Raw genomic sequence first — 24,674 nt, 5'->3', positions numbered from 1 at the left:
TCGTCCCCCATATAAAGACCAACCGACAGACCGGAGTAAAGATATGCAGACCCGCAACAAAATCCTGGATGACGTTTCCCAGTTGATGACCAACGCCATGGGGGTGGCTCAGGGCGCGCGGGAAGAGGCCGAGAATGCGATGAAGTCAATGATTGATCGCTGGCTGGCCGATCGTGACTTCGTAACCCGTGAAGAGTTCGACGCCGTCCGTGCGATGGCGCAAAAAGCCCGCGAAGAGAACGCAGCGCTGGAAGCACGCATCGCCGCGCTTGAGGCGAAGCTGGACAAGTAAAGCCGTCCCGTTTCTTACGATCTTGAATTTCAGGGCAAAGTGACGCGCCGCGCAATCCCGTCTTGGGTTGTACGGTGCGGTGCATTCTGACGCCTTGCGGAATTTAATCAAGACAAAGCTGAGGTCTGCGCCAATATTTTGAGTGCCGTTGCTGACTATCCACAACTTATTGCTGCTATCCCCAAGAAATAGGGTTGCCAGACCCCTGTCTCGCATCGCACCATATTTAGTACAGGCCCAAGGGGGAAGCCCGGCTTGTAGAGCAGGCAACTAGCGCTGGGGCACTGCCAGCCCCGGAATGCTAGAGAAAAGTGAGGTGGCATTATGGCCCTTTCCGAGCAGTTTCTCGAAGAAGACCTTCATCCGATTGATATAGTCGAGCACTTGGCCGAGCATCACGACTGGGATTTTGACCGGATCGGGGATGACCAGATCGCCATGGCTGTCGAAGGGCAGTGGCGCACATACTCAATCACTCTGGCCTGGTCCAACTATGACGAAACGCTACGCATGGTGTGCTCGTTTGAAATGGAGCCACCTGCCGAGCGTGAGACCGAGCTGTATGAGCTGCTGAACAAGATGAATGATCAGTGTTGGGCCGGTGCGTTCACGTACTGGGCCAATCAGAAGCTGATGGTCTATCGGTATGGTTTGGTTCTGGCCGGCGGCCAGATGGCCAGCCCGGAGCAGATCGACACCATGATCACAGCCGCAGTCCTAAGTGCTGAGCGGTATTACCCGGCGATCCAACTGGTCACCTGGGGTAACCGTGATCCGGAAGATGCGATGCAAGTCGCCATTGCAGAGGCCTACGGCCGCGCGTAAAGCTTTGCCCCGAACCGACTAACGAGAGGGGCAATCATGGACATGTCACGCGTCGCCGAGCAGGGGCTTGTGCTTCTGGGATGCGGCAAAATGGGATCAGCCATGCTCGCCGGATGGTTAGAGCATGGGCTGCCCGCATCTGCTGCCTGGGTCATCGATCCAAACCCCTCGGACTGGTTGAAGGCGCAGGGCGTAAACATCAACACTCCATTGCCCGAGGCCCCCGCCGTGGTGCTGGTCGCGGTCAAACCGCAGATGATGGGTGAGGCCCTGCCAGCGATCAAGGCGCTGGGCGGTGGCGGCACCCTGTTTGTTTCGGTCGCAGCAGGCACGTCTATTGCAACATTTGAAAACGTGTTGGGCAAAGACACCCCGATCGTGCGCGCCATGCCGAACACACCTGCGGCAATCCGCAAGGGGATCACTGCTCTCATTGGCAACGCACAGGCATCAGATGTGGACGTATCCCTTGCGGAAAACCTGTTATCTGCGATTGGTGAGACCGTCCGCTTGGAAGATGAGGCACAGATGGACGCCGTCACTGGGCTGAGCGGCTCGGGCCCGGCCTATGTTTTTCACCTGATCGAAACATTGGCGGCGGCGGGTCAAGCTCAAGGGTTGCCGGGCGAACTGGCGATGAAATTGGCCAAATCCACCGTGGCTGGGGCCGGTGCGCTGGCCTTGGCTGCCGAGGAAGCTCCCTCGCAATTGCGCATCAACGTGACATCGCCCAACGGCACCACGCAGGCCGCGCTTGAGGTGTTGATGCACGAAGAAACCGGTTTCCCTGACCTGCTGCGCCGCGCAGTCAAAGCTGCAACAGACCGATCCAAGGAGCTGTCTCGTGATTGAGATTACATTCGACGACTTTCTAAAGGTCGATATCCGCGTAGGCGAAGTAACCCGTGCCGAGCCATACCCCGAGGCCCGCAAACCCGCGATCAAGATGTGGATCGACTTTGGGGATGAGATTGGCGAGCGGAAGACCTCGGCTCAGGTCACGGCGCATTACGACCCGCAGACTCTGGTTGGAAAACAAGTGATGGCCGTCGTGAACTTCTCCCCACGCCAGATCGGCCGGTTCATGTCCGAGGTTCTGGTGTTGGGCCTGCCAGACGAAAACGGTGAGGTTGTCCTTATCGGCCCGGATGGCGAGGTTCCCATCGGTGGACGGATGCATTGATGAAGGTGCTGATTTCACGCCCGATGACTCCCGCCGTCGAGGCCCGCGCCCGGGCTGAGTTTAACGCGGAAATCCGAAAGGAGACCGTGCCGATGACGCGTGATGAGATGCTGCGCGCGTTGAGGGAGTATGACGTGGTCGTACCGACCTTGGGCGATCAGTTCTCGGCTCAGGTCTTTGCCGAAGTCGCGGACCCCCGCTGTGGGCTGCTGGCGAATTTTGGCGTCGGGTACAACCATATCGACGTCGACGCCGCGCAAACCGTGGGTATCGCCGTAACCAACACGCCCGGTGCCGTGACGGACGCGACGGCTGATATCGCCATGACCTTGCTGCTATCGACCGCCCGCCGCGCGGGTGAGGGCGAACGCTTGGTCCGTGCAGGTCACTGGCAGGGCTGGCACCCAACGCAGATGCTGGGCCATCACGTCACCGGCAAACGCGTAGGCATTGTTGGCATGGGGAGGATTGGTCAGGCCATTGCACGCCGGTGCCACTTTGGGTTCGGAATGCAGGTGGCCTATCAATCGCGCAGCCCGAAGCAGGTGGACTACCCTGCCGAGTATGTCGCTGATCTGACCACCCTGGCAGGATACGTTGATTTTCTTGTCCTTGCTGTCCCCGGCGGTGTTGAGACGCACCATCTGATCAACGCACAGGTGCTGGAGACCATGAAACCCTCGGGCATCCTGATCAATATCGCACGCGGCGAGGTCGTCGACGAAGCCGCCCTGATCGCCGCCTTGCAATCGGGCCAGATCGCCGGTGCTGGTCTGGATGTCTATGAGTTTGAACCTGCTGTCCCGCAGGCTCTGTGCGAGATGGAGAATGTGACCCTGCTGCCGCATCTGGGCACTGCGACCGAAGAGGTGCGCGGCAACATGGGCCTTATGGCGCTGGATAACGTTGCGGCTTTTGTCGCAGGGCGACCGTTGCCGAATCCGGTCTAGGGTTCAACTGCCTCGCGCCAGTGCCTGCGACAAACCGAGACATAGGTTTCATTGCCGCCGATCTGTACCTGCGCACCTTCGGTGATGGTGTTGCCGTTACCGTCCTGTCGAATCACCATCGTCGCTTTCCGCCCGCATTTGCAGATGGTACGCACCTCTCTCATCTCGTCTGCAAGGGCCAGCAAGGCTGCTGATCCCGGGAAAAGGCGACCCTGAAAATCTACCCGAAGACCATAGGCAAGCACTGGCACGCTCAGGTCATCCACGGCGCGCGCCAGCTGCCAGACCTGCTCTTCTGAAAGAAACTGCGCTTCGTCGACAAAGACACATGCGATTTCACCTTGGTCCAGCCGCCGTTGGATCATCGCAAACACATCGTCGGTTGGGGAAAACGTGTCGGCATCGGCGGAAATGCCTATGCGTGACGCAATCTTTCCAATCCCGGCACGCCCGTCCAGCGCTGCGGTCATCAGATAGGTATTCATGCCCCGTTCGCGATAATTGTGTGAGGCCTGCAGCAACACGGTCGATTTACCCGCGTTCATCGTGGAATAGTTGAAGTACAGTTTTGCCATGCGCCCGGGTCTAAATGGCCTTACGTGTCCCGGCAAGGCTATAACAGCCATGCATAAAAGTGACGTCGCCGCTGTCGTTGCAGGGGCAGAGCTTACGCTCAAAGGGGATGGATCCCCTGCGCCCACACCAGCGACGTCATCGGCCAACATGGGCCTTCACACAGCGGGGCCAAAAAATAGTGCCTCGCAATCACTCATTACTGGCCGGAAGGGCCACCACTCACTCACAAAACCCCTGCATATCTGAGGGATAGCCAATTTATGGCATTTCAATTATGACTAGAGTATGGGAATTTTCTTGTCCCTTTCCCCCACACGGGCAGATGTTGTGGGTGACGCAGGCAGAAAAGGTAAAAATATGGCAGATATCGGAGCCTATCTGAAGAAGCACACAGAAGCGTTGGTCAAAGACGTTGGCATAGAGTCTGCGTGCGAGATTACAGGTAAATCCAAGGCAACCTTGGGTCGGTATTATTCAGACAATGCCGAACATGCCGATCGGTTCATGCCCGTCGACGCCGTGGCCCGGCTGGAGGCTGTTTCGAATTTCCCGCATGTGACATCGGCACTGGCCGATTTGAAGAACATCACATTGTCCTATGACGGTCGAAACTCAAACACGCCGCGTACCGGGGGGGTGAATTCGGACGTTATCGCGCTGAGCCAGCGCTTTGCGATGCTGATGACCGAATACCAGGCCGCTATCGAAGACGGGATCATTACTGTCAACGAAGCCAAACGCCTGCTGAAAGAAACCAGTCTGCTGCAACAGGTGTTGATCGAAATGAAGCTGCATCTGGAAGAGGAAAGCGTGAGCTGAGGCTCGCTTGCCGCCCCCCAAGTTCAATCCCTGACCGCAAGAAATCGCGCTTGTCAGCGGCTCGTCCAACCGTGCCGCTTCACAATCACTGACCCCACCGAATAGCCAGCCCCGAACGAGCAGATCAACCCGATATCACCGTCAGCCAAATCATCTGAATATTTGGAAAACGCGATGATGGATCCGGCTGAGGATGTGTTGGCATAGTCCTGCAGGATGTTGGGCTGCTCGTCCGCCTCGGGTTCGCGCCCCAATACTTTTTTGCCGATGAAATCGTTCATCGTTTTGTTGGCTTGGTGCAGCCACAGGCGTTTCAGGTCGCTGCTGGTTACACCTTCGGCTTCCATGTGATCCGAGATGTGTTTGCTGACCATCGGCAGTACTTCCTTGAACACCTTGCGGCCGTTCTGCATGAACTGCATATCGCGCCGATCAACCACGCCGGCGGGGCGCGACCGGCGCAGGAAACCGTTGTTATTACGGATGTTATTCGAAAAAGACGTGGCGCAGCGAGTCGAGAGGACTTCGAAATGTGGCCCTTGCGCGTCTTCGATCCGCTCGATCAGGGTGGCCGTTGCCACGTCCCCGAAGATAAAGTGACAATCGCGGTCCCGCCATTCCAAGTGGCCCGAGCAGATTTCGGGGTTCACCACCAGTGCCGATCTGACCGAGCCCGAGCGGATCATATCCGCTGCGGCCTGAATGCCGAACGTGGCCGACGAGCAGGCAACATTCATGTCAAATCCAAAGCCGTTGATCCCCAGCGCTTGCTGAATTTCGATCGCAATCGCCGGGTAGGCCCGTTCGTGGTTCGAGGCTGCGCAAATCACCAGATCAACGTCTTCGGCCTTGCGTCCAGCCTGTGCCAAGGCTTTTTTGCACGCGTCTACCGCCATCTCGGTCATGATGCCCGGTTCGTCATCGCTGCGTTGGCGCAAAAGCGGGTGCATCACATCGGGATCCAGCACGCCGGATTTGTCCATCACGTACCGGTTTTCGATGCCCGATGCCTTGAGGATGAACTCTTCCGAGGAATGCTGCAGCGGCTCAATCTCACCAGCTGCGATTTTGTCTGCATTCTTAGCGTTTTGCTTGTCTGCATATGCGTTGAAGGCAGCGACGAGTTCAGCATTGGTGATGATGTTTTCGGGCGTGAAAACACCTGTGCCTGTGATTGCGGGCGTGTACATGGCGGGTCCTGAAGGTTTCGAATCCGCCTAAAATGCAGTCACAACGGGATTTGATCAAGGGATGGTTACCTAAGGGAATATGCCGATTTTGATCAAATACCACTCTCACACGCTGACGACGCCGTAATAGCGAGAATGCCAGATGCTGATCTGGCTGGATCAACACGTTGGACACTCTGGCAACTCACACGGCCGTTCAGCCCTGTAGCGATTTTACCTCAACATCCCCCTCGGCCTGCGCCTTGATCGCCAGTGCTGCGGCATGGCTTGCGGCCGCGGTGGTGAAGTAGGGGATTTTGTCATAGAGGGCAATTGAGCGGATGGACTTGCTGTCTTCAACCGCCTGCGCGCCCTCGGTGGTGTTCATCAATAGCTGCACCTGACCGTCTTTCAGCATGTCGGCCACGTCAGGGCGGCCCTCATAGACCTTGTTGACCACATCACAGGCAACGCCGTGCTTGGCCAACCAGGACTGGGTGCCGCGTGTGGCCACCAACGAAAACCCTTGTTCGGCAAGGACTTGGGCGGCCTCAAGCATCGCAGGGGTCTTGTCGGCATCCTTGATCGAGATAAACGCCCGACCTTTGGACGGTAGCACCATGCCCGCACCCATCTGTGCCTTCAGGAAAGCGCGCGGAAAGTCGCGGTCCCAGCCCATGACTTCGCCGGTGGATCGCATTTCCGGCCCAAGGATGGTGTCGACGCCGGGGAAACGGGCAAAGGGCAACACGGCCTCTTTCACCGAGAACCACGGCATGTTCGGGTCGGCCAAAGTCATCTGGTCGGCAATCTTTGTATCCTGACCCTCTTGATACGGAGGGCGCTGCGGGAAGTTCGACAGTTTCTCACCCGCCATGATGCGCGCGGCAATCGACGCAATCGCGCTGTCGGTGGCCTTTGCAACAAACGGCACCGTGCGCGATGCACGCGGATTAACTTCGATCAGATAAATCTCTTCATCCTTGATTGCGAACTGAACGTTCATCAGGCCAACGACGTTCAGCGCTCTGGCCAGCTTGAATGTCTGTTCCTTGATCTCCGCAATGATTTCCTTGGAGAGGGAATAAGGCGGTAGCGAGCAAGCCGAGTCGCCAGAATGAACGCCAGCCTCTTCGATATGCTGCATGATGCCCGCAACATGGACATCGGTGCCGTCGCACAGAGCATCCACGTCCAGTTCAACCGCACCGGCAAGGTAGCTGTCCAGCAGAACCGGGCTGTCGCCAGAAACCACCACGGCTTCGTTGATGTAGCGCTTTAGCTGCTCCATATCGCGGACGATTTCCATCGCGCGCCCACCCAGAACGTATGAGGGGCGGATCACGAGCGGGAAGCCAATTTCCTCGGCGATTTCCAGCGCCTGCGCATCCGTCGCGGCGATGCCGTTCTTGGGTTGTTTCAATCCCAACTCATTGACCAACGCCTGGAACCGTTCGCGGTCTTCGGCAAGGTCGATGGCATCCGGGGTGGTGCCGAGGATCGGAATGCCTTCGGCCTCTAGCGCATTGGCCAGTTTCAACGGAGTCTGGCCGCCGAACTGAACGATCACACCATGCAGTGTGCCGTTTTCCTGCTCTTTCGTCAGGATTTCCATGACGTGTTCGAAGGTCAGCGGCTCAAAATACAGTCGGTCAGAGGTGTCATAGTCGGTCGAAACCGTCTCGGGGTTGCAGTTGACCATGATGGTCTCGTACCCGGCGTCGGTCAGTGCGAAACAGGCGTGACAGCAGCAATAGTCGAACTCGATGCCCTGACCGATCCGGTTGGGGCCACCGCCGAGGATGACGACCTTTTTGCGGTCGGAGGGGCGGGCCTCACACTCGACCTCACCCATCATCGGCGCTTCGTATGTCGAATACATATAGGGCGTTTGCGCTTCGAATTCGGCAGCGCAGGTGTCGATGCGTTTGAATACGGCAGAAACACCGAGGTTCCGACGGGCGCGGCGCACGTTGTCTTCGTCACGGCCAGTCAGATTACCCAGACGTGCATCGGTAAAGCCCAGCATCTTCAGCCGACGAAGACCGTCTTCAGTCATTGGCAGGCCGTTTTTGCGAACCTCTCGCTCAGCCTCGATAATCTCGCGGATGCGGGCGAGGAACCAAGGATCAAACTTTGTGACACCAAAGATTTCGTCGTCTGACAGGCCATGGCGCATGGCTTGCGCGATGGTGCGCAGACGATCGGGCGTTTGCTGGCTGATCGCCTTGATCACGGCGGCCTTGTCGTCGGCTTCTTCCCAGACACCAACGTTCAGGCCGGGGATTTCGATTTCATCAAAGCCGGTCAGACCCGATTCCATCGAGGCCAGAGCCTTCTGCATCGATTCGTGGATGGTGCGGCCGATAGACATCGCCTCACCCACCGACTTCATCGCGGTGGTCAGGTAGGGCTCGGACCCAGGGAATTTTTCGAATGCAAATTTCGGGATTTTGGTGACGACATAGTCGATGGTCGGCTCGAACGACGCGGGCGTGACTTTGGTGATGTCGTTGTCCAACTCATCCAGCGTGTAGCCCACGGCCAGCTTAGCGGCGATCTTTGCAATCGGGAAACCGGTCGCCTTTGAGGCCAATGCCGATGAGCGCGACACACGCGGGTTCATTTCGATCACGACCATGCGGCCATCATCGGGGTTGATCGCCCATTGCACGTTCGACCCGCCAGTTTCGACCCCAATCTCACGCAGAACGGCAATCGAGCCGTTGCGCATGATCTGGTATTCCTTGTCGGTCAGCGTCAGGGCAGGGGCCACAGTGATCGAGTCACCGGTATGCACACCCATCGGATCGACGTTTTCGATTGAACAGACGATGATGGCGTTGTCGGCGGTGTCGCGCACCACCTCCATCTCGTATTCTTTCCAGCCCAGCAGGCTTTCATCGACAAGGATCTGGTTCACGGGCGAGGCATCCATGCCCGAACGGCAGAAATGGATGTAATCCTCACGGTTATAGGCCACGCCACCGCCAGTGCCGCCAAGGGTAAAGGCGGGGCGGATGATGGCGGGCAGGCCGATCTCTTCCAGCTCATCCAAAGCGATCTGCACACCGGCGTCCAAATCGGCGCTGCCGTCTGCTTTTTTCGGGGCGGTCACGATGGTTGCCTTGGGGTTTTCCAGACCAAGCCGGTCCATCGCCTCGCGGAACAGCTTGCGGTCTTCGGCCATTTCGATGGCGTCGCGTTTGGCGCCAATCATCTCGACCCCGAATTTTTCCAGCACGCCCATCTCTTCCAAGGCCAGCGAGGTGTTCAGGCCGGTCTGACCACCCATCGTGGGCAGCAGCGCGTCGGGGCGTTCTTTTTCGATGATCTTGGCGACAATCTCGGGGGTAATTGGTTCGATGTAAGTGGCGTCCGCCAATCCCGGGTCGGTCATGATGGTGGCCGGGTTTGAGTTCACCAGAATGACCCGGTATCCTTCCTCACGCAGCGCCTTGCAGGCCTGAGCGCCGGAATAGTCGAACTCGCACGCCTGACCGATAACAATGGGCCCCGCTCCGATGATCATGATCGACTGGATGTCGGTTCTTCTGGGCATGGCCTTGTTCCTTCGATTATCCGCGAGTCAGGGCACCCCCAAGCGCCCAAATTGTCCTGCGTTATAGGGACCGCGCGAAAAGGTTCAAGAGGTATCGGAAACAGCGGTGAAATTGCCGCTTTCCCCTCTTTCCCTCGCCGCCGTATCCTCTATATCGCGCAGCACGACAAATGAGGATGCACTTGCGTATTCGTTTCGATCAGGGGCCAGCCGGGCCGGGAACCAGTTTCGACCGGCCAGCCGATGTGATCCGTGCAGACAAGCCGGACGATGTGCCCCAGGCCCTGGTGGCGCTGGATCAGGCGCGCGCGAATGGCTCGTGGTTGGCAGGATATGCCAGTTATGAGCTTGGCTATACACTGGAACCGCGCCTTGCTGAACGTCTACCCAAGAACCGCCGCCTGCCTTTGTTGTGCTTCGGCGTGTATGAGGCGCCGACGCAGCGTGCCCTGCCGCCAGCACGCGGTGAGGTCAGCAGTTTTGTCCCGCGTTGGGATGATGCGCGGTATACACAAGCCTTTAAGCAGGTTCATGACGCCATCGGGGCAGGGGATATCTATCAGGCAAACCTGACCTTTCCCATCGACCTGATCGCCAAGGGCGACAGTGCTTCTCTCTATGCCGCGCTCACCGCCGGCCAGCCGGTTGGCTACGGGGTTTTGGTGCAGCAGGACGGCTTGCCAGACTTATTGAGTCGTTCGCCCGAGTTGTTCTTTCGCACCGACGCCGGGCGCGGGATTGAAACCCGTCCGATGAAAGGCACCCAGCCGCGCAGTGAGGACATGGCCGAGGACGCCCGCCGCCGTGCCTTTCTGTCGACCGACGCGAAAAACCGGGCTGAGAACCTGATGATTGTCGATCTGCTGCGCAACGACATCAGTCGCGTTGCATTACCCGGGTCGGTCAAAGTACCTGAACTGTTCAAGGTCGAGACCTATGCGACCGTGCATCAGATGATCTCATTGGTGCGGGCGCAATTGCATCTGGGGGCAGAGCTTTCGACCATTCTGACCGCGCTGTTTCCTTGCGGCTCGATCACCGGTGCGCCCAAGATTCGCGCGATGGAGATTTTGTCTGACCTCGAACCCTGGCCCCGCGATATCTATTGCGGAGCGATTGGTTGGGCAGCACCTGACGGACGGTCCGAGTTCAACGTGGCGATCCGAACCTTGATGGTCGAGGATGGCAAGGCCACCCTGAATGTAGGTGGCGGCGTGGTCTGGGACAGCACGGCCCCATCAGAATACGAGGAAGCGCTATGGAAAGCCCGCTTTGCCCACCAACTGACCCTGACTTCCGCATAATCGAAACCATGGCTTTTCGGCCCGTGCAGGGCTTTGTGCGGCGTGACCGCCACTTGGCGCGCATGGCACGAACCGCAGACGTATTCGGTATTCCATTCGATGCGGGGCTTGCTGTTGAAAAACTTGATAAGGTCGCCGGAGAAATACCGTTAAGGTGCCGGCTAACCTTGGCTGTAGATGGGCAGTTTGATCTGACAACTGTAGAGCTGGCCGATAACCCCGCGGTCTGGCGGGTGACTATCGCCGAAACACGTCTGATTGCATCGGATTTCTGGCTGCGACACAAGACAACGAAGCGTTCCGTCTATGATACCGCCCGTGCGGCGTTGCTAGAAGGCATCGACGAGGTTTTGTTCCTGAACGAACGCGCAGAGCTGTGCGAAGGCACGATCACCAATCTGTTCGTGCACATGCCGGACGGACGCCGCCTGACGCCCGCTCTGACCTGTGGCGTATTGCCGGGCATACTGCGGCAAGAACTACTTGATAACAAACACGTAACCGAAGCCACCCTGACCCTAACCGACCTAAAAAACGCGGAAAAGCTTTACGTCGGGAATTCGTTGCGTGGCCTGATCCGGGCGGAGTTGGCATTACAGTGAGCAAACAAACCGATTGGGCCGACAGCGCGGCGCCGCAATTGGGGTTGCGGCTGGAGTTTGGGTTGTTTTTCATTGCTGCTCCGGTGCTGATTGCTGTGTTCTTTCCACCCAACTGGATGTTCCCGTCTTTGTTCACCTTTACAGCTCTTGGCATCGTGTTGCTGCATTTCACGCGCGGCTTTGCCTGGGCCGAACTGCGGTATAATTGGCGCAACTGGTCCTGGCCCGAGCTCGCCGTGTTTGCCGTTTTCATGACCGCATTCTGTGCCGCTGTTGTCATGGTCACACGACCGGAGGCGGCGTTTTTCCTGCTGCGCAACCGACCGGAATTCCTGCTGGTTATCTGGCTTGGCTACCCTGTGCTGTCGGCCCTGCCGCAAGAGCTGTTGTTCCGGTCGCTCTTTTTCCGCCGCTATCACGCGATCCTGCCGAATGGATGGGCGGCCTATCTGCTGAACGCAGCAGTGTTTTCTCTGGCGCATTTGATGTACTGGAGCTGGATCGTCGCCTCCATGACCTTTGCCGGAGGGCTGCTGTTCACCTGGGCCTACCGCAGGCGCGGATCGTTTTTCTACGCGGTTCTGCTGCACGCTGTTGCAGGCAATATCATCTTTGCTGCCGGTCTGGGTGTCTATTTCTACTCAGGTAACGTGCAAAGGCCGTTTTGAGCGGTAGACCCGCCTTGACTTTCGCTGCCTGACGCGGTGTATCGGCGCGACGAATTCTGCGCCTGAAGGGATATGATCCATGCACGCCTACCGCAGCCACACCTGCGCCGCTCTGACCGCCGCCAATGTTGGCGAAACCGTTCGCCTGTCTGGTTGGGTGCATCGTGTTCGAGATCACGGCGGCGTCCTTTTCATAGACCTGCGCGACCATTTTGGTGTGACGCAAATTCTGTGCGACGGTGACAGCGCGGCCTTTGCAGAGCTTGAGAAAGTGCGCTCTGAATGGTGTATCCGCATTGACGGCACGGTAAAAGCGCGTGACGCCGATTTGGTGAACCCGAAACTGCCCACCGGTGAGATCGAGGTTTACGTGCGTGAGCTTGAGGTTCTGGGCGCGGCAGATGAACTGCCCCTGATGGTTTTTGGTGATCAGGATTACCCCGAGGAAACGCGACTGCGCCATCGCTACTTGGACCTGCGGCGCGAGGGGATGCAGCGCAACATGACTTTGCGCTCGGACGTTGTCGCCTCAATGCGTCGCCGCATGTGGGATCAGGGATTCCGCGAATATCAGACGCCAATCATTACCGCGTCGTCGCCAGAAGGTGCGCGCGACTTTCTGGTTCCGTCGCGCCTGCACCCGGGCAAATTCTATGCGCTGCCGCAAGCTCCGCAGCAATTCAAGCAGCTGATCATGGTGTCGGGATTCGACAAGTATTTCCAGATCGCGCCCTGCTTTCGCGATGAAGACCCGCGTGCGGATCGCTCACCTACCGATTTCTATCAGCTCGACCTTGAGATGTCGTTTGTCGAACAGCAGGATGTGTTCGACACGATCCAGCCTGTCCTGACCGGCGTTTTTGAAGAATTCGGCGGTGGCCGGAAGGTTGATCAGGACTGGCCGCAGATTTCCTACAAGGACGCGGCACTGTGGTATGGCACCGACAAGCCCGACCTGCGGAACCCCATAAAAATGCAAGTGGTTTCTGACCACTTCCGCGGGTCTGGCTTTGCGATTTTCGCCAAGCTGCTTGAGCAGGAGGGCACCGAAATCCGCGCCATTCCTGCGCCCACAGGGGGCAGCCGCAAGTTCTGTGACCGCATGAACGCATTTGCCCAGAAAGAGGGTCTGCCCGGCATGGGCTACATCTTCTGGCGGGATCAAGGTCAGGGGATGGAGGCCGCAGGTCCGTTGGCGAAAAACATCGGATTGGAACGGACCGAGGCGATCCGCCAGCAATTGGGTCTGGGCGTAGGCGACGCGGCGTTCTTCCTCGGCGGAAAGCCGAAAACCTTTGAAAAGGTCGCCGGTAAGGCGCGTGATGTGATCGGCGAAGAGCTTGGCCTGATGGAAAAAGACCGTTTCGCCTTTGCGTGGATCGTGGATTTCCCGATTTACGAGCAGGACGAAGAAACCGGTGCCATCGACTTTGAACACAACCCCTTCTCAATGCCGCAGGGCGGGATGGACGCGCTGAATGGCGATCCGCTTAAGGTTAGGGGTTACCAATATGACCTTGCCTGCAACGGGTATGAGATCGTCTCGGGTGCGATCCGAAACCACAAGCCTGAAATCATGTTGAAAGCCTTTGAACTGGCAGGCTACGGTGAGGATGAGGTGAAAAGCCGCTTTGGCGCGCTCTATAATGCGTTCCACTATGGCGCCCCGCCACATGGTGGCTGCGCTGCGGGAATTGATCGGATCGTGATGCTTTTGGCTGATGAGGCCAACATCCGAGAAGTCATGATGTTCCCGATGAATCAACGGGCCGAAGACTTGATGATGGACGCGCCATCCGACCCAACCTCAGATCAGTTGATGGAACTGGGGCTTCGCATTATCCCACAGGAATGATCACGTACCCGCCGCATCCCCCGCGGCGGGTTTCTTCCCTCGGGTGTGGCGTTCAAGCGCATTGCATGGCATCAACGCTAAAGCGTGATCCTGACCGTTTTCGGATAGGATGTGCTGCGCGCAGGGTAGCGACCTGCGCGCAACCCTGATGCCGCGTGCCGTGGCGCGGACCTGAAAGTATATCCAAATACTTACGATTGTGACCGTCAGGAAATAGGCCGTTAGCATCTCAAATCGCCTCGCGTTGTTGCAACCTTGTCTGGACGATGCCGGCAACCTGAGCCGTCAAGGCCGTCACGGGTGTGCTGCTGGCATGGGATTCGGCCAGTTTTTGCGCGGCATCCGCCAACACGGCGTCTTCGGCATGTTCGGCAACCCCCCGAAGGAATTGCGCGGCATAATCCATGGTCCTGCGATCATTCGGCTCGGTCAGCACTTCGGCAATGTGAGCCATGTCATCCTGATAGGCCATTGGATCTGGGCAAATGACTTCATCCCGAACGGCGTGCAGGCTGTTGGGGCGGCGATCCTCGGGCAGACTGTTCAAGATAAGTTGCTGAAAATATGACAGCGACTTTAGCGGTTTGGCAAGAAATCCATCCGCTCCTGCCCGAAGCGCTGTATCCTGCGCGTGGTCATCGCCCGACATTCCCAAAATGGCGCCGATACGCGGCGTAGCTTGCGACAGTTCAGCGATCAGTTCGTCGCCAGAGCCGTCCGGCAGACCGATATCCACCAGAATGACCGAAGGCCGATAAAGCTGCAGGTGGCGGCGTGCCGATTTCAGACAATCCGCACGTCGGATGCGCGCGCCGCTGTGTAAACACATCAGCCGGATGGCGTCACAGGCATAACGGCTGTCTTCAACAACCAGAATGGTTTGACCCAGCAGCGGCCGTGTGGCCGTTGGCTGAGCGGGAGAGGCGAAGGGGCTCGAATCATCCATAGCAGAACTCCTAATCAGCAGATGCCTCAAGCTAGGAACTTCTGGCTAACACAGGGTTAACGGCAATTTGGCGCACTTGTTCTTTGTCTCTGCAGCCCTCATAACCGCTGCAACGCAGAACGGAGGAGAGTATTATGATTGGTCGTCTGAACCACGTTGCCATTGCCGTACCTGATCTTGAAGCCGCGTCCGAGCAGTATCGGAGTGCGCTGGGTGCCAAGGTTGGCGCACCGCAGGATGAACCTGATCACGGCGTGACGGTTGTGTTCATCGAGCTTCCGAACACCAAGATTGAACTGCTCTATCCGCTGGGCGATGACAGTCCGATAAATGGCTTTCTGGAAAAGAACCCCGCCGGGGGCATTCATCACGTGTGTTATGAGGTTGACGACATCATCGCTGCCCGCGACCATCTGAAGGAAACCGGTGCCCGTGTTCTGGGGTCGGGTGAGCCGAAGATCGGTGCGCATGGCAAGCCGGTGCTTTTCCTGCACCCCAAGGATTTCAACGGCTGTCTGGTTGAGCTTGAGCAGGTCTAATCTGAAAAGGGGCTGTCATGACGATAACTGCTGCATTAGTTCTGTTCGCCGTCATTTGGTTCATGACGTTGTTGGTCGTATTGCCGATCCGCATCAAAACGCAGGGCGACCTGGGCGAAATCGTGCCGGGCACACATGCGGGTGCGCCTGAAGTTCATCACATGAAGAAGAAAATGTGGATCACCACCGGGATCTCGGTGGTGCTCTGGGCCATTATCGCGGGTATCATCATCTCGGGTGTGATTTCGGTGCGCGATTTTGACTGGCTGAACCAGTTGGAGCCGCGCGAATAGCTGTCAGGCGGTGGACCCTGACAGCTTGTGATACAAATGGGTGAACGTTGCAGCCCCCAGTATTGGGATCAACAGGTTCACTAAAGGCACCGACAAGGGAATAGCCATCAACGTTCCCGCCAACCAGATAGTTGCAGAGTGCTTGGCCCGCAACTTGCGCGCACCTTCACGCCCAACACGGCGCATGGCAGCCAGCGTGAAGTATTCACGGCCCAGCAGGAATCCGTTCATGGCCCAGAATATGAACGGTGCCAACGGCGTGAAAATCGCATAGAGGATCAGAGCCAGAAGGTTGGCCACGATCAGCACCCCCATAAACCCTATCGCATCCCTTAACCCTTCGCTGAACGGGATGCCGGGTACTGTGGGCAGGGTGGGATAGTGTTTGTCCTCAACGGCTTGCGCGACCTCTTCCAAAAACATGGATGTAATCGCCGAGGCAACCGGCACCATCAGGAACACCGGTAGGATCAACACGACAAAGATGCCAGAGTAGTTCAGAACGTCATTCAGCCAAGACACAGTGCCGATCCATGGCAGAGCTATCTCATCGCCAGACAACCGATTGATCAGCCAGATTGCCCCGGCGCAGGCGAGGATCAGCAGTATGATCGTCAGACCAACACCCCGCAGCAGGACGGCGCGAAACTTGGGGTCGCCGATCTGGCCCAATGCCGCGAAGAACGCACTCAGTATCATCACTCAGAGACCCATTCTGTGATGGCCGCAACATCCGGCCGTGGACGTTCCGGTGGGGTAGTGCCTTCGGTTGCAATATGGATCAGGCCAGCGACACGTTCATTGTCCTGCAAATCAAACGCCTGATGGCAGAATTCAGGGTCGTGAACCTGCCAGCCGGACAGCCAGTTCGCGCCCCAACCCGCCGCGAGGGCCGCGTTCAAAAGGGCCAGACAAACAGCACCTGCGGAATAGGTCTGCTCGATTGCGGGGATCTTCTCTGATGGCTTTTGCACTTCGATCACCGCTACGGCCAGATGACCCATATCGAACTGGCTTTGGGCCTTGGTGATCTCCTCAGGGGTTTTGCCCAAGGCAACGCCCCGGTCTTGCGTCAGCGCAGACAAGCGCGGCATTGCGCCTTTCTCAAGCACGATAAAGCGCCACGGTTCCAGCTTGCCGTGATCGGGGCTGCGGGCTGCGGCGGTCAGCAGGGGTAACAGCTCGTCCCGTGAGGGCGCCGGGGCAATCAGTGTCTTCGCAGGGCGCGACCGACGCGAGTGCAGAAATTCCAGAGCGGCCGGATTCTTCAAGGACATATGTTAACTTCCTTCACATAAACAGTCTGTATCTGGTTGAACATCTGGCTCGTTTCAAGTGCACTACGCTGGACGCTCGGGATCAATTTCACGCCTCTGCCTCCTGTGCAACAGTGATCGGAGGCAGGGGGGATAACTTGGCTAAACCAAAATTGCGAAATGTACCTGATCTTAGCAGTCACGCGACGCCGGGCACCGCGCTTCGTGTGAAGGTGACGCCAAAAGCCGCAAGGGACAGTATCGTTTCAGACGCAGGCATGATCCGCATAGCTGTGACCGCGCCGCCCGAAAACGGCAAGGCCAATGACGCTGTGCGTCGGATACTCGCGATGGCGATGGGCGTTGCCCCGTCCGAGCTGATCCTGAAACAAGGGCATAGCGCGCGTGACAAGCTGTTCGTCTATGCGCCCTGACTTGGCCGTTCGTGAATTTGATACACCCCTTCTGGCAAATCCAGTGCAGCGGCCAGATCGCGAACCTGTTCGGGCGACAGGGTTATCTTCTGTATCTGCTCTGTCCGTGGGTCAAACTGCTCAAGCGTCACACATTCGGCGAAGCTGTTGATGACGACGTCCTCCTGCAAAGGCGCAGCGCCTTCGTCTACCAGGGTGATAACCGTCGCGTCGAATTCATGCTCAATCGAAAACATGCCGGCAGAGTGCAAGGTGCCGCGCCGCAATGCAACCCGTTGCCGCACATTCTGGCAGTGGCGGAACCGCCGTGACATAGCTATGGTTAAAAAAACGGGTAGCCGTTTCAAAGGAACATCTATGCGTCGTCTGACTTTTTTGCTGTTTCCTCTGGTGCTGATGGCATGCAGCGCAGACTTCCTGCGCGTGCAACCAGCAGAAGAATGGTCGCCGGATTCGGGCGATTTTCAGGTGGACGCTGCGGCTTTTCAGGATATCAGCCGCGCCGTCGGCAAAACGGCCCGCGCCGAATGCCTGCGCCAGTCCAAGGTCAGCAACTGCGATTTCACAATTCTGGTTGACCTAAATCCCCGCGCCCCAGTCAATGCGTTCCAGACCCTCGACAAACAGGATCAGCCAGTCATCATCTTCACCCGCTCGATGATTCAATCCGCCAAGAATCCGGACGAGCTGGCTTTTGTAATGGCGCATGAGACAGCGCATCACGTGTTGGGACATATTGCCCGACAGACCGAAATCGCTCAGGAAAGCGCCGCGATCTTCAATGATTTGGGCAAGTTGCATGGCGAGGACGGGAGAGAGCTTGAACGGTCACAAAAACTTGGCGCTGAGGTTGGCGTGCAGGTGAATGTGAAAGACTTCGAGCTTGAGGCGGATCAGTTGGGCACGATTATAACCCACAACGCCGGCTATGATCCTTTGGTCGGCGCAAAGTATTTTGATCGGCTTCCCGACCCTGGTGACGAGTTTTTGGGCACCCATCCCCCAAACGCCGAGCGTGTTCAGATCGTTGTCGAAACGGCAAGGCAACTGGGTCTGACGGAATGACATCTTTGACACGACTGGGCGTGATCCTGACGGATCGAGGATCGAAATACGCTGTTTCGGGTGCACCTGTCCGTACGCGCACGGATGTTGACGCGGTGTTGCAGGATCTCAAGTCTGACAAAGCCTATGCCAAGGCGACGCATAACACTTGGGCAGCCATTTTGCCGACGGGTGCGCTCAAGGCGGATGATGGGGAAAGTGGTGCCGGTATGGTAATCCTGCGCATGCTGGAGCGGGCCGGACTGGACGGGCATGTGGTGGTCGTCACCCGATGGTATGGTGGCAAAAAACTGGGCGGGGACCGTTTTCGCCGGGTTCAGGATGCCACCCGCACCTATCTGGATCACGTCGGGGCCGGGCTTTGACCTGAGTCAAATGCCCGCGCGCAAGGTTGCGATACCCTGTTCTGGACGTGCGACAGGGAGAAATCTGCTCATGCCCAACCGTGAAGTTCTGAAACACCATGCGGGTCTGGTCGATCAAATGGCGACCAAGCTTGGCGTGGACCTTCAACAGTCGGCGATAGATGGCGACGTTTCACTCGACGAGCTTTCCGAAGCCGTCTTGCGATGCACCGGATGCGCCAACCCCGCACATTGCGAGGGGTATCTGAAGCAATCCGGCCAAGTGGACAAAACGCCGGAGTATTGCCGCAATCAAGAGCTGCTTGGCAAACTGATCCCTTAACGACAGGAGTGTTCCATGCCCCATCTCGGTGAGATCATGACCCATCTACGTCTTGTCCTGCGGATGGGGCAGGCAACCGGCACGGATATCGTGGCGGCGCATGAACAGGGGCATCTGACACAGCAGGACTGGGCTGAGATGGTTCATAAGTGCCGGGGGTGCGACTGGGCCAATCGATGCCCTGACTGGTTGGATCGGCATGAAATCGTGAAAAATGCGCCACAGACCTGCAGGAATCGGCAACGGTTTGCGGCGTTGCAAACCCGTTCAAGGCAGGAAGTCTGATGGCAAAAGACAGTTTAGAGGACGTTGAGCAACATTTCTGGCTTACCCGCTCGGTGGCGCGATGCATGAATATCTCACTGACCGAAGCTATGGCAGTAGGGCGGCTAACGCCGGACTGTTACGCAGAAATGGTTGGTCGTTGTCAGGCGGCACAGTGCAGCGATAAGTGTGCGTTATGGCTGTCACAGCAGCAGTCCGAGGCTCCTGAAGCTCCGGAATTTTGTGCCAGCGCCGATCTTTTGAACCCGTTAAAAACCTGACTACAACCCAGAGTGTGACCCATCGCACAAGGGCGGGTTCGCGCTGCATTTACAGCCACAGAAAAAGACTTTTTTGCTGCTTTCCGCCGTGTACTTGACGGGCTCAAGATCGGTATCTTTGTGTGACCCATCGCAGAAAGGCTGGCGCTTGGACAGTCCGCAGGCACACCAGAAATAGCTTTTCCCTTCGGTCACATCGACCGCGTAGGGGCCTTTTTGCGCGATGGTAGGGCGATCTGGCATGTGGCTACTCCGTCTTTTTCAAATGTCATGACAACAGTTTAGGGCGACATACGGAAAACGGTAGCGTGTGCTCATAAACTTGCAGTTTCTGAGGGGGTTACCGGCGTTGTTCCGCTTTTATTCACGACTTTGTGATTGATTGCGTTGCAAAAATACCATTCAGGCCGTATCCTACCTGCGGCCCCAAATACTCGGGCAATATCAGAAAATTAATAGAGGAATGACGGACATGAAACTCAAATTTGTCGCCGTTGGCGCATTTGCCCTTGTTTTGGCGGCTTGCTCGCAACAAGAGGAGCCGGCACCGGTTTTCATCACCCCCGAGTATGACAAATTCGGCACGCCAAGCTGCCCGGCCGGGACCGAGCTTGCAACGACCGAAGCAGGCCAGACCGTCTGTAACCCGGTCTCGCAATAAGGATGACGCGGGCGGCTCTGTCAGGCCGCTCGCACACGACCAAAGATCAGGCCGCCCTCGGGCGGCTTTTTCGTGCCCGATACACTGCGTTGAGGGCCGGAACTCAATACAACAGGAAAACGACGGCAAATGAGAACCTTTTTTGTCCGCCTCAAGAATCGCACGCGCTGGAGCTGGCAGGGGCTGGTTGTCGCGTGGCGTGAAGAGTATTCATTTCGTACTTGGGTCTGGGCAAACATCTTGTCGGCACTGCTGGTTGTTTGGCTGCCGTTGGGCGACGGGATGCGTGCTTTGATACTGGTTCTTGGGCTGCTTGTTCTGGTCGCCGAGCTGTTCAACACCGCGATTGAGCGTGCTGTCGATCACACGTCAACCGATCACAACAGGTTAGCCGGCCAAGCGAAGGATGCAGCCAGTGCGGCTGTTGCTGTGACGGCTGTGGCAGCCGGGGTGGCTTGGGTGATCGGGCTGCTGAGCCTGTTGTAGTTTATTCAGTGCCTTCGCCAGTCGCCGCCAAAGCGTAAGCCACGGCGCTGAATGCCATAACGTCTTTGAATGAAATACGGTGAGGCGTGTTTGTTGCGGAATCCGCGTACCGTTTGATGGTGACGTCTGACCGGTTTGAAATAGCGGAGTTTGGGTTTGGCCCTGTGATGGTAGTGGTCCGGCTTGGCTTTGTACTCCGGCTTGGGTTTCGGATGATAGACACTTGGCGCACCATAGTACCGATGCACCTTGTGTTTGCTATGGTCCAAAAGGCTTGGCGGTGTGGAGCCTATGATTATGAATCCGCCCGATCGGTAAGACTCGGCAATTGCGGGTAAGGCGCAAAGCTGGGCGGCTAGGATCACCACTACATTCCTGAGGTCGAAGAGGCGCGGACAGGACATTGAGCCCTCCTTCCTGGCTGGCTGCCCAGTTATGATCAACCCTTCCGCTATAAAAAGCCAGTAAATTGGGTCAGATTTCGGCCATTGCAGGTGACGGTGTCAGGCCAGCTTACCCCACAGATCGTATTCACCGGCCTCGTCCACCTCAACCCGGACAATGTCGCCGGGCTTCAGGTTTTCATGCCCTTCATCAATGAACAGGTTGCCGTCGATCTCGGGCGCATCCGACTTGGTGCGGCAGGTGGCGGCCTCGTCATCGACCTCGTCCACGATCACATCAATGATTTGACCAACTTTGGCGGCCAGCTTCGCCTCGGAAATCGACTGCGCCTTTTCCATAAAGCGGTCCCAGCGGTCTTGTTTGACTTCGGCTGGAACATGATCCGGCAAGTCGTTCGAACGCGCGCCATCGACGTTTTCGTATTGAAAGCAACCGACGCGATCCAGTTGCGCCTCATCCATCCAGTCGAGGAGGGTCTGAAACTCGGCCTCGGTCTCACCCGGATAACCGACAATAAAGGTCGAGCGCAGCGTGATATCGGGGCAGGTTGCGCGCCATGCGGCAATCTCATCCAGCGTTTTCGCAGCGGCGGCAGGGCGTGCCATGCGCTTCAGAACATCCGGATGGGCGTGTTGGAACGGGATATCCAGATACGGCAAAACGTTGCAACCCGCGTCGGCCATAAGGGGGATCAGCTCGCGCACATGCGGGTAGGGATAGACATAGTGTAGACGCACCCAGGCATCGAGTTGACCCAGTTCACGCGCCAGATCGGTGATATGGCTGCGCACTTCGCGGTCTTTCCAAGGGTTCACATCATATTTTCGGTCCAACCCATAGGCCGAGGTATCCTGCGAGATCACCAGTAGCTCACGCACCCCGTTTTCGACCAGTTTCTCGGCTTCACGCAAGACAGCGTGCGCCGGACGACTGGCCAGTTTGCCACGCATGTCTGGGATGATGCAGAACTTACACTTGTGATTGCAGCCCTCGGAAATCTTGAGATAGCTGTAATGCCGCGGCGTTAGTTGCACGCTGCTGGCTGGCAGAAGATCGACAAAGGGGTCGGGATTGGGTGGAACCGCCGAATGGACGGCATCCAACACCTGCTCGTACTGATGCGGCCCCGTCACGGCCATGATGCGCGGGTGGTGCTTGCGGATATAATCAGGGTCCGCGCCCAGGCAGCCAGTTACGATGACCTTGCCGTTTTCCACCAAAGCCTCACCAATGGCGTCCAGAGACTCGGCTTTGGCGCTGTCGAGGAACCCACAGGTGTTCACAATTACGGCATCTGCCCCGGAATAATCTGGCGAAATGCCGTATCCTTCTGCGCGCAGGCGGGTCAGAATACGCTCACTATCGACCAATGCTTTGGGACAGCCCAGAGACACCATACCAATCGTAGGCTGGTTCGAACGTGGCGACTCGGGCATCCGGGCGGCGGGCGCGAGGTCTGGGCGGAGGTTTGGCGGGTTCGTGGTCATGGCGCGGCATATAGTGGGGAACGCTTCCTCTTGCAAATGCGGCGCAGGGTTTGAATGATCTTTTCAACGCATGCCGAATAAGCGGAGAGCAGTTAAATGAAGTGGCTATTGCGCATTCTTTTTATTTTCGTCGCGGCATTCGGGCTGGTCATCGGCGCCTTGTTGCTGATGCCAGGCGATAAACTGGCGGCGATTCTGGCCGAACAGGTCAAGACCGAAACAGGCCGCGAGTTAAAGCTGTCGGGGGACGTAAAACTGTCGTTCTGGCCGGTATTGGGGCTTGAGGCTGGTCCGGTGACCTTTGGAAATGCGCCTTGGGCTGGGTCCGAGCCGATGTTGAGCGCTGAAAGCCTCGCAATGGGTGTAGACGCCGCAGCGCTGTTGAACGGCGATCTAAGGATTCGGCGCGTGGTCGCGGACAACCCGGTGCTGCGGCTGGAGCTTTCCGATGGCCGTGGCAATTGGGAGCTTCAGCCGGTTGAGCCGAAGGCCGTGACAGGCAGCGTTGGTAGTTCACCGCCTGAAACATCACAGCAGCGTGCTGTGACTCTGGATCAACTGGAACTGACCAATGCGCGGCTGATTTATACTGAGAATGGTTTAACCAAATTCGACTTTGCCAATGTTGATCTGTCCGCAAGCTGGCCGGGACCGGCGTCACCCATGGACATGGCGGCTCAGATGGCTGTGCCTGGGGGCAAAGTAAGTGTGGATCTGAAAATCCCGGACCTGCCGGCTTTTGCCTCGGGTGCTGTCACGCCGCTGCAACTGGCGCTGCGCGCGCCGGGGGGTGAGGTTGGGTTCGACGGGCGCGTTAACCTCGCGGGCGAAATGGATGGCGCGTTAGAGGTGAAAACGATAAACACCGAACAAATGCTGGCGGCATTTGGGCAGACAGGCGTCGGGGTGCCATTGGGATTGGGTCGGGTGGCCGATGTGTCAGGGCAGATGACCTATACCAGTGCCGGACGCATTTCGCTGCGCAACATGGTGGCGCAGTTGGACAACAACCGTTTTACCGGTGAGGCAGATATCGAGATATCGGACCCACCGAAAGTCACGGCGCGGCTCAATGGTGGCGATATCGACCTGTCGCGATACAATACTGCGCCAGCGGCGTCTGGGGCTGGCACAGGTGCGGGCGCGGGGTCAACGCCACGCGATGGATGGTCAACGACACCGATCGATGCTTCAAGCCTGTCGCTGGCAAACGGAGAGATTCGCCTGACGGCCTCATCCATTATTTTGCCCGAAATCAAACTTGGCCCCAGCGACCTGACGCTGAGCCTTGATCGGTCCCGCGCAGTGCTTGGCATGAACCCCGCTACTTTGTTTTCGGGGAAAGTAAACGGGCAGGTGGTGGCCAACAATCGCAATGGCCTTTCGGTTGGCGGCAAGCTGACGGCGCAAGACATGGATGTTCAGCAAGCCCTGACTACGCTGGTCGGAGTTGAACGGCTCTCAGGTACTGGGTCGGGTGAGTTCGAGTTCCTGGGCGTTGGGCAAACCGAAGACCAGATCATGCGATCCCTCAGCGGTAAGGGCAGTCTGAAGGTGGGTCCGGGCGTGATCTCGGGCATTGATCTGGATCGTCTGATGGGGCGTGGCGAGGGGGCAGGCGGGACCACGGTTTTCAACAGCCTCTCAGCCAGCTTCACGATGGGTCAGGGTGTGTTGACCAACACTGATCTGTTGATGTCACTGGATAATTTCCGCGCAGACGGGACCGGAAAGGTCAATCTAGGTGCGCGCACACTTGACTATCTGTTCACGCCTACCGCGCTGCGGGCCAATTCCGGACAAGGCCTGTCAGTGCCCGTTCGTATTGTCGGACCGTGGAGCAGCCCCTCGATCAAACCGGACCTAAGCAAAGTGATTGAGGCCGCCGCAGAAGGGCAGCTCAAAGAGCTTGAGGACGATGCCAAGCAAAAGGTTTTTGAAAAGGTTAGCGAGGAGTTGGACACCGTGGTGACGGACAGAGAAAGCGCCGAGGATGCCTTGAAGAAAAAGCTTGAGGAAGAGGCGAAGAAAGGTCTGCTCAAACTGCTTGGTGCGGATTAGGGCG

At 57.5% G+C, this 24,674-nt stretch carries 31 protein-coding genes; 21 read left to right on the top strand and 10 right to left on the bottom strand.

Translation table 11 applies throughout. The features are described from left to right. The first annotated feature begins 43 nt into the window (after window positions 1-43). From LCM21_RS12080 to LCM21_RS12060, 5 genes are all read left to right on the top strand, one after another. The gene (locus tag LCM21_RS12080) at window positions 44-292 is read left to right on the top strand and encodes an accessory factor UbiK family protein (protein WP_050604795.1); all 249 of its coding nucleotides are present in this window, start codon (window positions 44-46) and stop codon (window positions 290-292) included. A gap of 324 nt (window positions 293-616) precedes the next feature. Beyond that, entirely contained in the window at window positions 617-1,117 is a 501-nt protein-coding gene (locus LCM21_RS12075) for a type III secretion system chaperone family protein (RefSeq protein ID WP_068336173.1), read from the top strand. A gap of 36 nt (window positions 1,118-1,153) precedes the next feature. Further along, window positions 1,154-1,969, top strand: a complete 816-nt coding sequence (gene proC / locus LCM21_RS12070; RefSeq protein ID WP_224890828.1) for a pyrroline-5-carboxylate reductase — start codon at window positions 1,154-1,156, stop codon at window positions 1,967-1,969. Further along, window positions 1,962-2,300, top strand: coding sequence for a tRNA-binding protein (locus LCM21_RS12065; protein ID WP_224890827.1), 339 nt, complete (start codon window positions 1,962-1,964; stop codon window positions 2,298-2,300). The genes proC and LCM21_RS12065 overlap by 8 nt, the downstream gene beginning before the upstream one ends. Continuing rightward, window positions 2,300-3,250 carry a 2-hydroxyacid dehydrogenase gene (locus LCM21_RS12060; protein ID WP_224890826.1) on the top strand — a complete coding sequence of 317 codons (951 nt, stop codon included), beginning with the start codon at window positions 2,300-2,302 and terminating at the stop codon, window positions 3,248-3,250. The genes LCM21_RS12065 and LCM21_RS12060 overlap by 1 nt, the downstream gene beginning before the upstream one ends. Here LCM21_RS12060 and LCM21_RS12055 read toward each other — a convergent pair. After that, window positions 3,247-3,825: a thymidine kinase gene (locus LCM21_RS12055; protein WP_224890825.1), complete on the bottom strand. Its 579-nt coding sequence runs from the start codon at window positions 3,823-3,825 to the stop codon at window positions 3,247-3,249. The two genes, LCM21_RS12060 and LCM21_RS12055, sit on opposite strands and share 4 nt — an antisense overlap. 358 nt (window positions 3,826-4,183) lie before the next feature. On the opposite strand from LCM21_RS12055, the gene LCM21_RS12050 reads away from it, so the two are divergent. Then, a complete protein-coding gene (locus LCM21_RS12050; RefSeq protein ID WP_224890824.1) occupies window positions 4,184-4,645 on the top strand; it encodes a hypothetical protein in 462 nt (153 codons plus the stop codon). 53 nt (window positions 4,646-4,698) lie between these two features. Here the strand turns inward: LCM21_RS12050 and LCM21_RS12045 are convergent, their stop codons facing one another. After that, window positions 4,699-5,835 (bottom strand): beta-ketoacyl-ACP synthase III, encoded by a 1,137-nt coding sequence (locus LCM21_RS12045; protein WP_224890823.1) that lies wholly within the window; start codon window positions 5,833-5,835, stop codon window positions 4,699-4,701. A 196-nt stretch (window positions 5,836-6,031) separates the two neighbouring features. Beyond that, window positions 6,032-9,376 (bottom strand): carbamoyl-phosphate synthase large subunit, encoded by a 3,345-nt coding sequence (gene carB / locus LCM21_RS12040; protein WP_224890822.1) that lies wholly within the window; start codon window positions 9,374-9,376, stop codon window positions 6,032-6,034. A 176-nt stretch (window positions 9,377-9,552) separates the two neighbouring features. On the opposite strand from carB, the gene LCM21_RS12035 reads away from it, so the two are divergent. The 4 genes from LCM21_RS12035 (at window position 9,553) to aspS (ending at window position 13,805) form a co-directional block, all read left to right on the top strand. Next, window positions 9,553-10,680: an aminodeoxychorismate synthase component I gene (locus LCM21_RS12035; RefSeq protein ID WP_224890821.1), complete on the top strand. Its 1,128-nt coding sequence runs from the start codon at window positions 9,553-9,555 to the stop codon at window positions 10,678-10,680. After that, window positions 10,635-11,282, top strand: a complete 648-nt coding sequence (locus LCM21_RS12030; RefSeq protein WP_224890820.1) for an aminotransferase class IV family protein — start codon at window positions 10,635-10,637, stop codon at window positions 11,280-11,282. Before LCM21_RS12035 ends, LCM21_RS12030 begins: the two co-directional genes overlap by 46 nt. Next, window positions 11,279-11,950, top strand: a complete 672-nt coding sequence (locus tag LCM21_RS12025; protein ID WP_224890819.1) for a CPBP family intramembrane glutamic endopeptidase — start codon at window positions 11,279-11,281, stop codon at window positions 11,948-11,950. Before LCM21_RS12030 ends, LCM21_RS12025 begins: the two co-directional genes overlap by 4 nt. A gap of 79 nt (window positions 11,951-12,029) precedes the next feature. Then, on the top strand, window positions 12,030-13,805 hold the full coding sequence (gene aspS / locus LCM21_RS12020; protein WP_224890818.1) for an aspartate--tRNA ligase: 1,776 nt from the start codon (window positions 12,030-12,032) through the stop codon (window positions 13,803-13,805). 229 nt (window positions 13,806-14,034) lie between these two features. Here the strand turns inward: aspS and LCM21_RS12015 are convergent, their stop codons facing one another. After that, on the bottom strand, window positions 14,035-14,751 hold the full coding sequence (locus LCM21_RS12015; protein WP_224890817.1) for a response regulator: 717 nt from the start codon (window positions 14,749-14,751) through the stop codon (window positions 14,035-14,037). A 134-nt stretch (window positions 14,752-14,885) separates the two neighbouring features. On the opposite strand from LCM21_RS12015, the gene mce reads away from it, so the two are divergent. Then, window positions 14,886-15,290 (top strand): methylmalonyl-CoA epimerase, encoded by a 405-nt coding sequence (gene mce / locus LCM21_RS12010; RefSeq protein WP_170325901.1) that lies wholly within the window; start codon window positions 14,886-14,888, stop codon window positions 15,288-15,290. Between the two features lie 17 nt (window positions 15,291-15,307). Further along, window positions 15,308-15,583 carry a DUF1467 family protein gene (locus tag LCM21_RS12005; RefSeq protein WP_068336130.1) on the top strand — a complete coding sequence of 92 codons (276 nt, stop codon included), beginning with the start codon at window positions 15,308-15,310 and terminating at the stop codon, window positions 15,581-15,583. 3 nt (window positions 15,584-15,586) lie between these two features. Here the strand turns inward: LCM21_RS12005 and LCM21_RS12000 are convergent, their stop codons facing one another. Both LCM21_RS12000 and LCM21_RS11995 read right to left on the bottom strand, forming a co-directional pair. Continuing rightward, window positions 15,587-16,282: an EI24 domain-containing protein gene (locus tag LCM21_RS12000; RefSeq protein WP_224890902.1), complete on the bottom strand. Its 696-nt coding sequence runs from the start codon at window positions 16,280-16,282 to the stop codon at window positions 15,587-15,589. Continuing rightward, on the bottom strand, window positions 16,282-16,860 hold the full coding sequence (locus LCM21_RS11995) for a nitroreductase family protein (RefSeq protein ID WP_224890816.1): 579 nt from the start codon (window positions 16,858-16,860) through the stop codon (window positions 16,282-16,284). The genes LCM21_RS12000 and LCM21_RS11995 overlap by 1 nt, the downstream gene beginning before the upstream one ends. Before the next feature lie 137 nt (window positions 16,861-16,997). On the opposite strand from LCM21_RS11995, the gene LCM21_RS11990 reads away from it, so the two are divergent. Next, the gene (locus LCM21_RS11990) at window positions 16,998-17,273 is read left to right on the top strand and encodes a DUF167 domain-containing protein (protein ID WP_224890815.1); all 276 of its coding nucleotides are present in this window, start codon (window positions 16,998-17,000) and stop codon (window positions 17,271-17,273) included. Here LCM21_RS11990 and LCM21_RS11985 read toward each other — a convergent pair. Continuing rightward, window positions 17,261-17,509 carry a hypothetical protein gene (locus tag LCM21_RS11985; protein WP_224890901.1) on the bottom strand — a complete coding sequence of 83 codons (249 nt, stop codon included), beginning with the start codon at window positions 17,507-17,509 and terminating at the stop codon, window positions 17,261-17,263. The genes LCM21_RS11990 and LCM21_RS11985 overlap by 13 nt on opposite strands. Window positions 17,510-17,630: 121 nt before the next feature. On the opposite strand from LCM21_RS11985, the gene LCM21_RS11980 reads away from it, so the two are divergent. The 5 genes from LCM21_RS11980 to LCM21_RS11960 all read left to right on the top strand — a co-directional run bounded on the left by LCM21_RS11980 (window position 17,631) and on the right by LCM21_RS11960 (window position 19,570). After that, entirely contained in the window at window positions 17,631-18,338 is a 708-nt protein-coding gene (locus tag LCM21_RS11980; RefSeq protein ID WP_224890814.1) for a M48 family metallopeptidase, read from the top strand. Further along, a complete protein-coding gene (locus LCM21_RS11975; protein WP_224890813.1) occupies window positions 18,335-18,703 on the top strand; it encodes a YigZ family protein in 369 nt (122 codons plus the stop codon). The genes LCM21_RS11980 and LCM21_RS11975 overlap by 4 nt, the downstream gene beginning before the upstream one ends. Before the next feature lie 70 nt (window positions 18,704-18,773). After that, the gene (locus LCM21_RS11970) at window positions 18,774-19,025 is read left to right on the top strand and encodes a DUF6455 family protein (RefSeq protein WP_224890812.1); all 252 of its coding nucleotides are present in this window, start codon (window positions 18,774-18,776) and stop codon (window positions 19,023-19,025) included. 15 nt (window positions 19,026-19,040) lie between these two features. Further along, window positions 19,041-19,310 (top strand): DUF6455 family protein, encoded by a 270-nt coding sequence (locus LCM21_RS11965; RefSeq protein WP_224890811.1) that lies wholly within the window; start codon window positions 19,041-19,043, stop codon window positions 19,308-19,310. Continuing rightward, on the top strand, window positions 19,310-19,570 hold the full coding sequence (locus LCM21_RS11960) for a DUF6455 family protein (RefSeq protein ID WP_224890810.1): 261 nt from the start codon (window positions 19,310-19,312) through the stop codon (window positions 19,568-19,570). Before LCM21_RS11965 ends, LCM21_RS11960 begins: the two co-directional genes overlap by 1 nt. Here the strand turns inward: LCM21_RS11960 and LCM21_RS11955 are convergent, their stop codons facing one another. Next, window positions 19,571-19,813, bottom strand: coding sequence for a CDGSH iron-sulfur domain-containing protein (locus LCM21_RS11955; protein ID WP_224890809.1), 243 nt, complete (start codon window positions 19,811-19,813; stop codon window positions 19,571-19,573). It abuts the gene before it with no gap. Window positions 19,814-20,042: 229 nt separating this feature from the next. On the opposite strand from LCM21_RS11955, the gene LCM21_RS11950 reads away from it, so the two are divergent. After that, complete coding sequence (locus LCM21_RS11950) at window positions 20,043-20,231, top strand: hypothetical protein (protein WP_068336397.1); 189 nt, start codon at window positions 20,043-20,045, stop codon at window positions 20,229-20,231. Window positions 20,232-20,360: 129 nt separating this feature from the next. Further along, on the top strand, window positions 20,361-20,717 hold the full coding sequence (locus LCM21_RS11945) for a diacylglycerol kinase (RefSeq protein WP_224890808.1): 357 nt from the start codon (window positions 20,361-20,363) through the stop codon (window positions 20,715-20,717). A gap of 5 nt (window positions 20,718-20,722) precedes the next feature. Here LCM21_RS11945 and LCM21_RS11940 read toward each other — a convergent pair whose 3' ends face one another. Then, on the bottom strand, window positions 20,723-21,121 hold the full coding sequence (locus tag LCM21_RS11940; protein ID WP_224890807.1) for a hypothetical protein: 399 nt from the start codon (window positions 21,119-21,121) through the stop codon (window positions 20,723-20,725). A 99-nt stretch (window positions 21,122-21,220) separates the two neighbouring features. After that, window positions 21,221-22,609 (bottom strand): 30S ribosomal protein S12 methylthiotransferase RimO, encoded by a 1,389-nt coding sequence (gene rimO, locus LCM21_RS11935; RefSeq protein WP_224890806.1) that lies wholly within the window; start codon window positions 22,607-22,609, stop codon window positions 21,221-21,223. Between the two features lie 96 nt (window positions 22,610-22,705). Here rimO and LCM21_RS11930 point away from each other — a divergent pair, with 96 nt between their 5' ends. After that, a complete protein-coding gene (locus tag LCM21_RS11930; RefSeq protein ID WP_224890805.1) occupies window positions 22,706-24,670 on the top strand; it encodes an AsmA family protein in 1,965 nt (654 codons plus the stop codon). The last annotated feature ends 4 nt before the right edge of the window (window positions 24,671-24,674 follow it).

Source organism: Ruegeria profundi (assembly GCF_020171505.1).
Classification (GTDB): Bacteria; Pseudomonadota; Alphaproteobacteria; order Rhodobacterales; family Rhodobacteraceae; genus Ruegeria; species Ruegeria profundi.
Note: the sequence above shows the minus strand (reverse complement) of the source record. Positions and strands in the feature narration are given on the sequence as shown.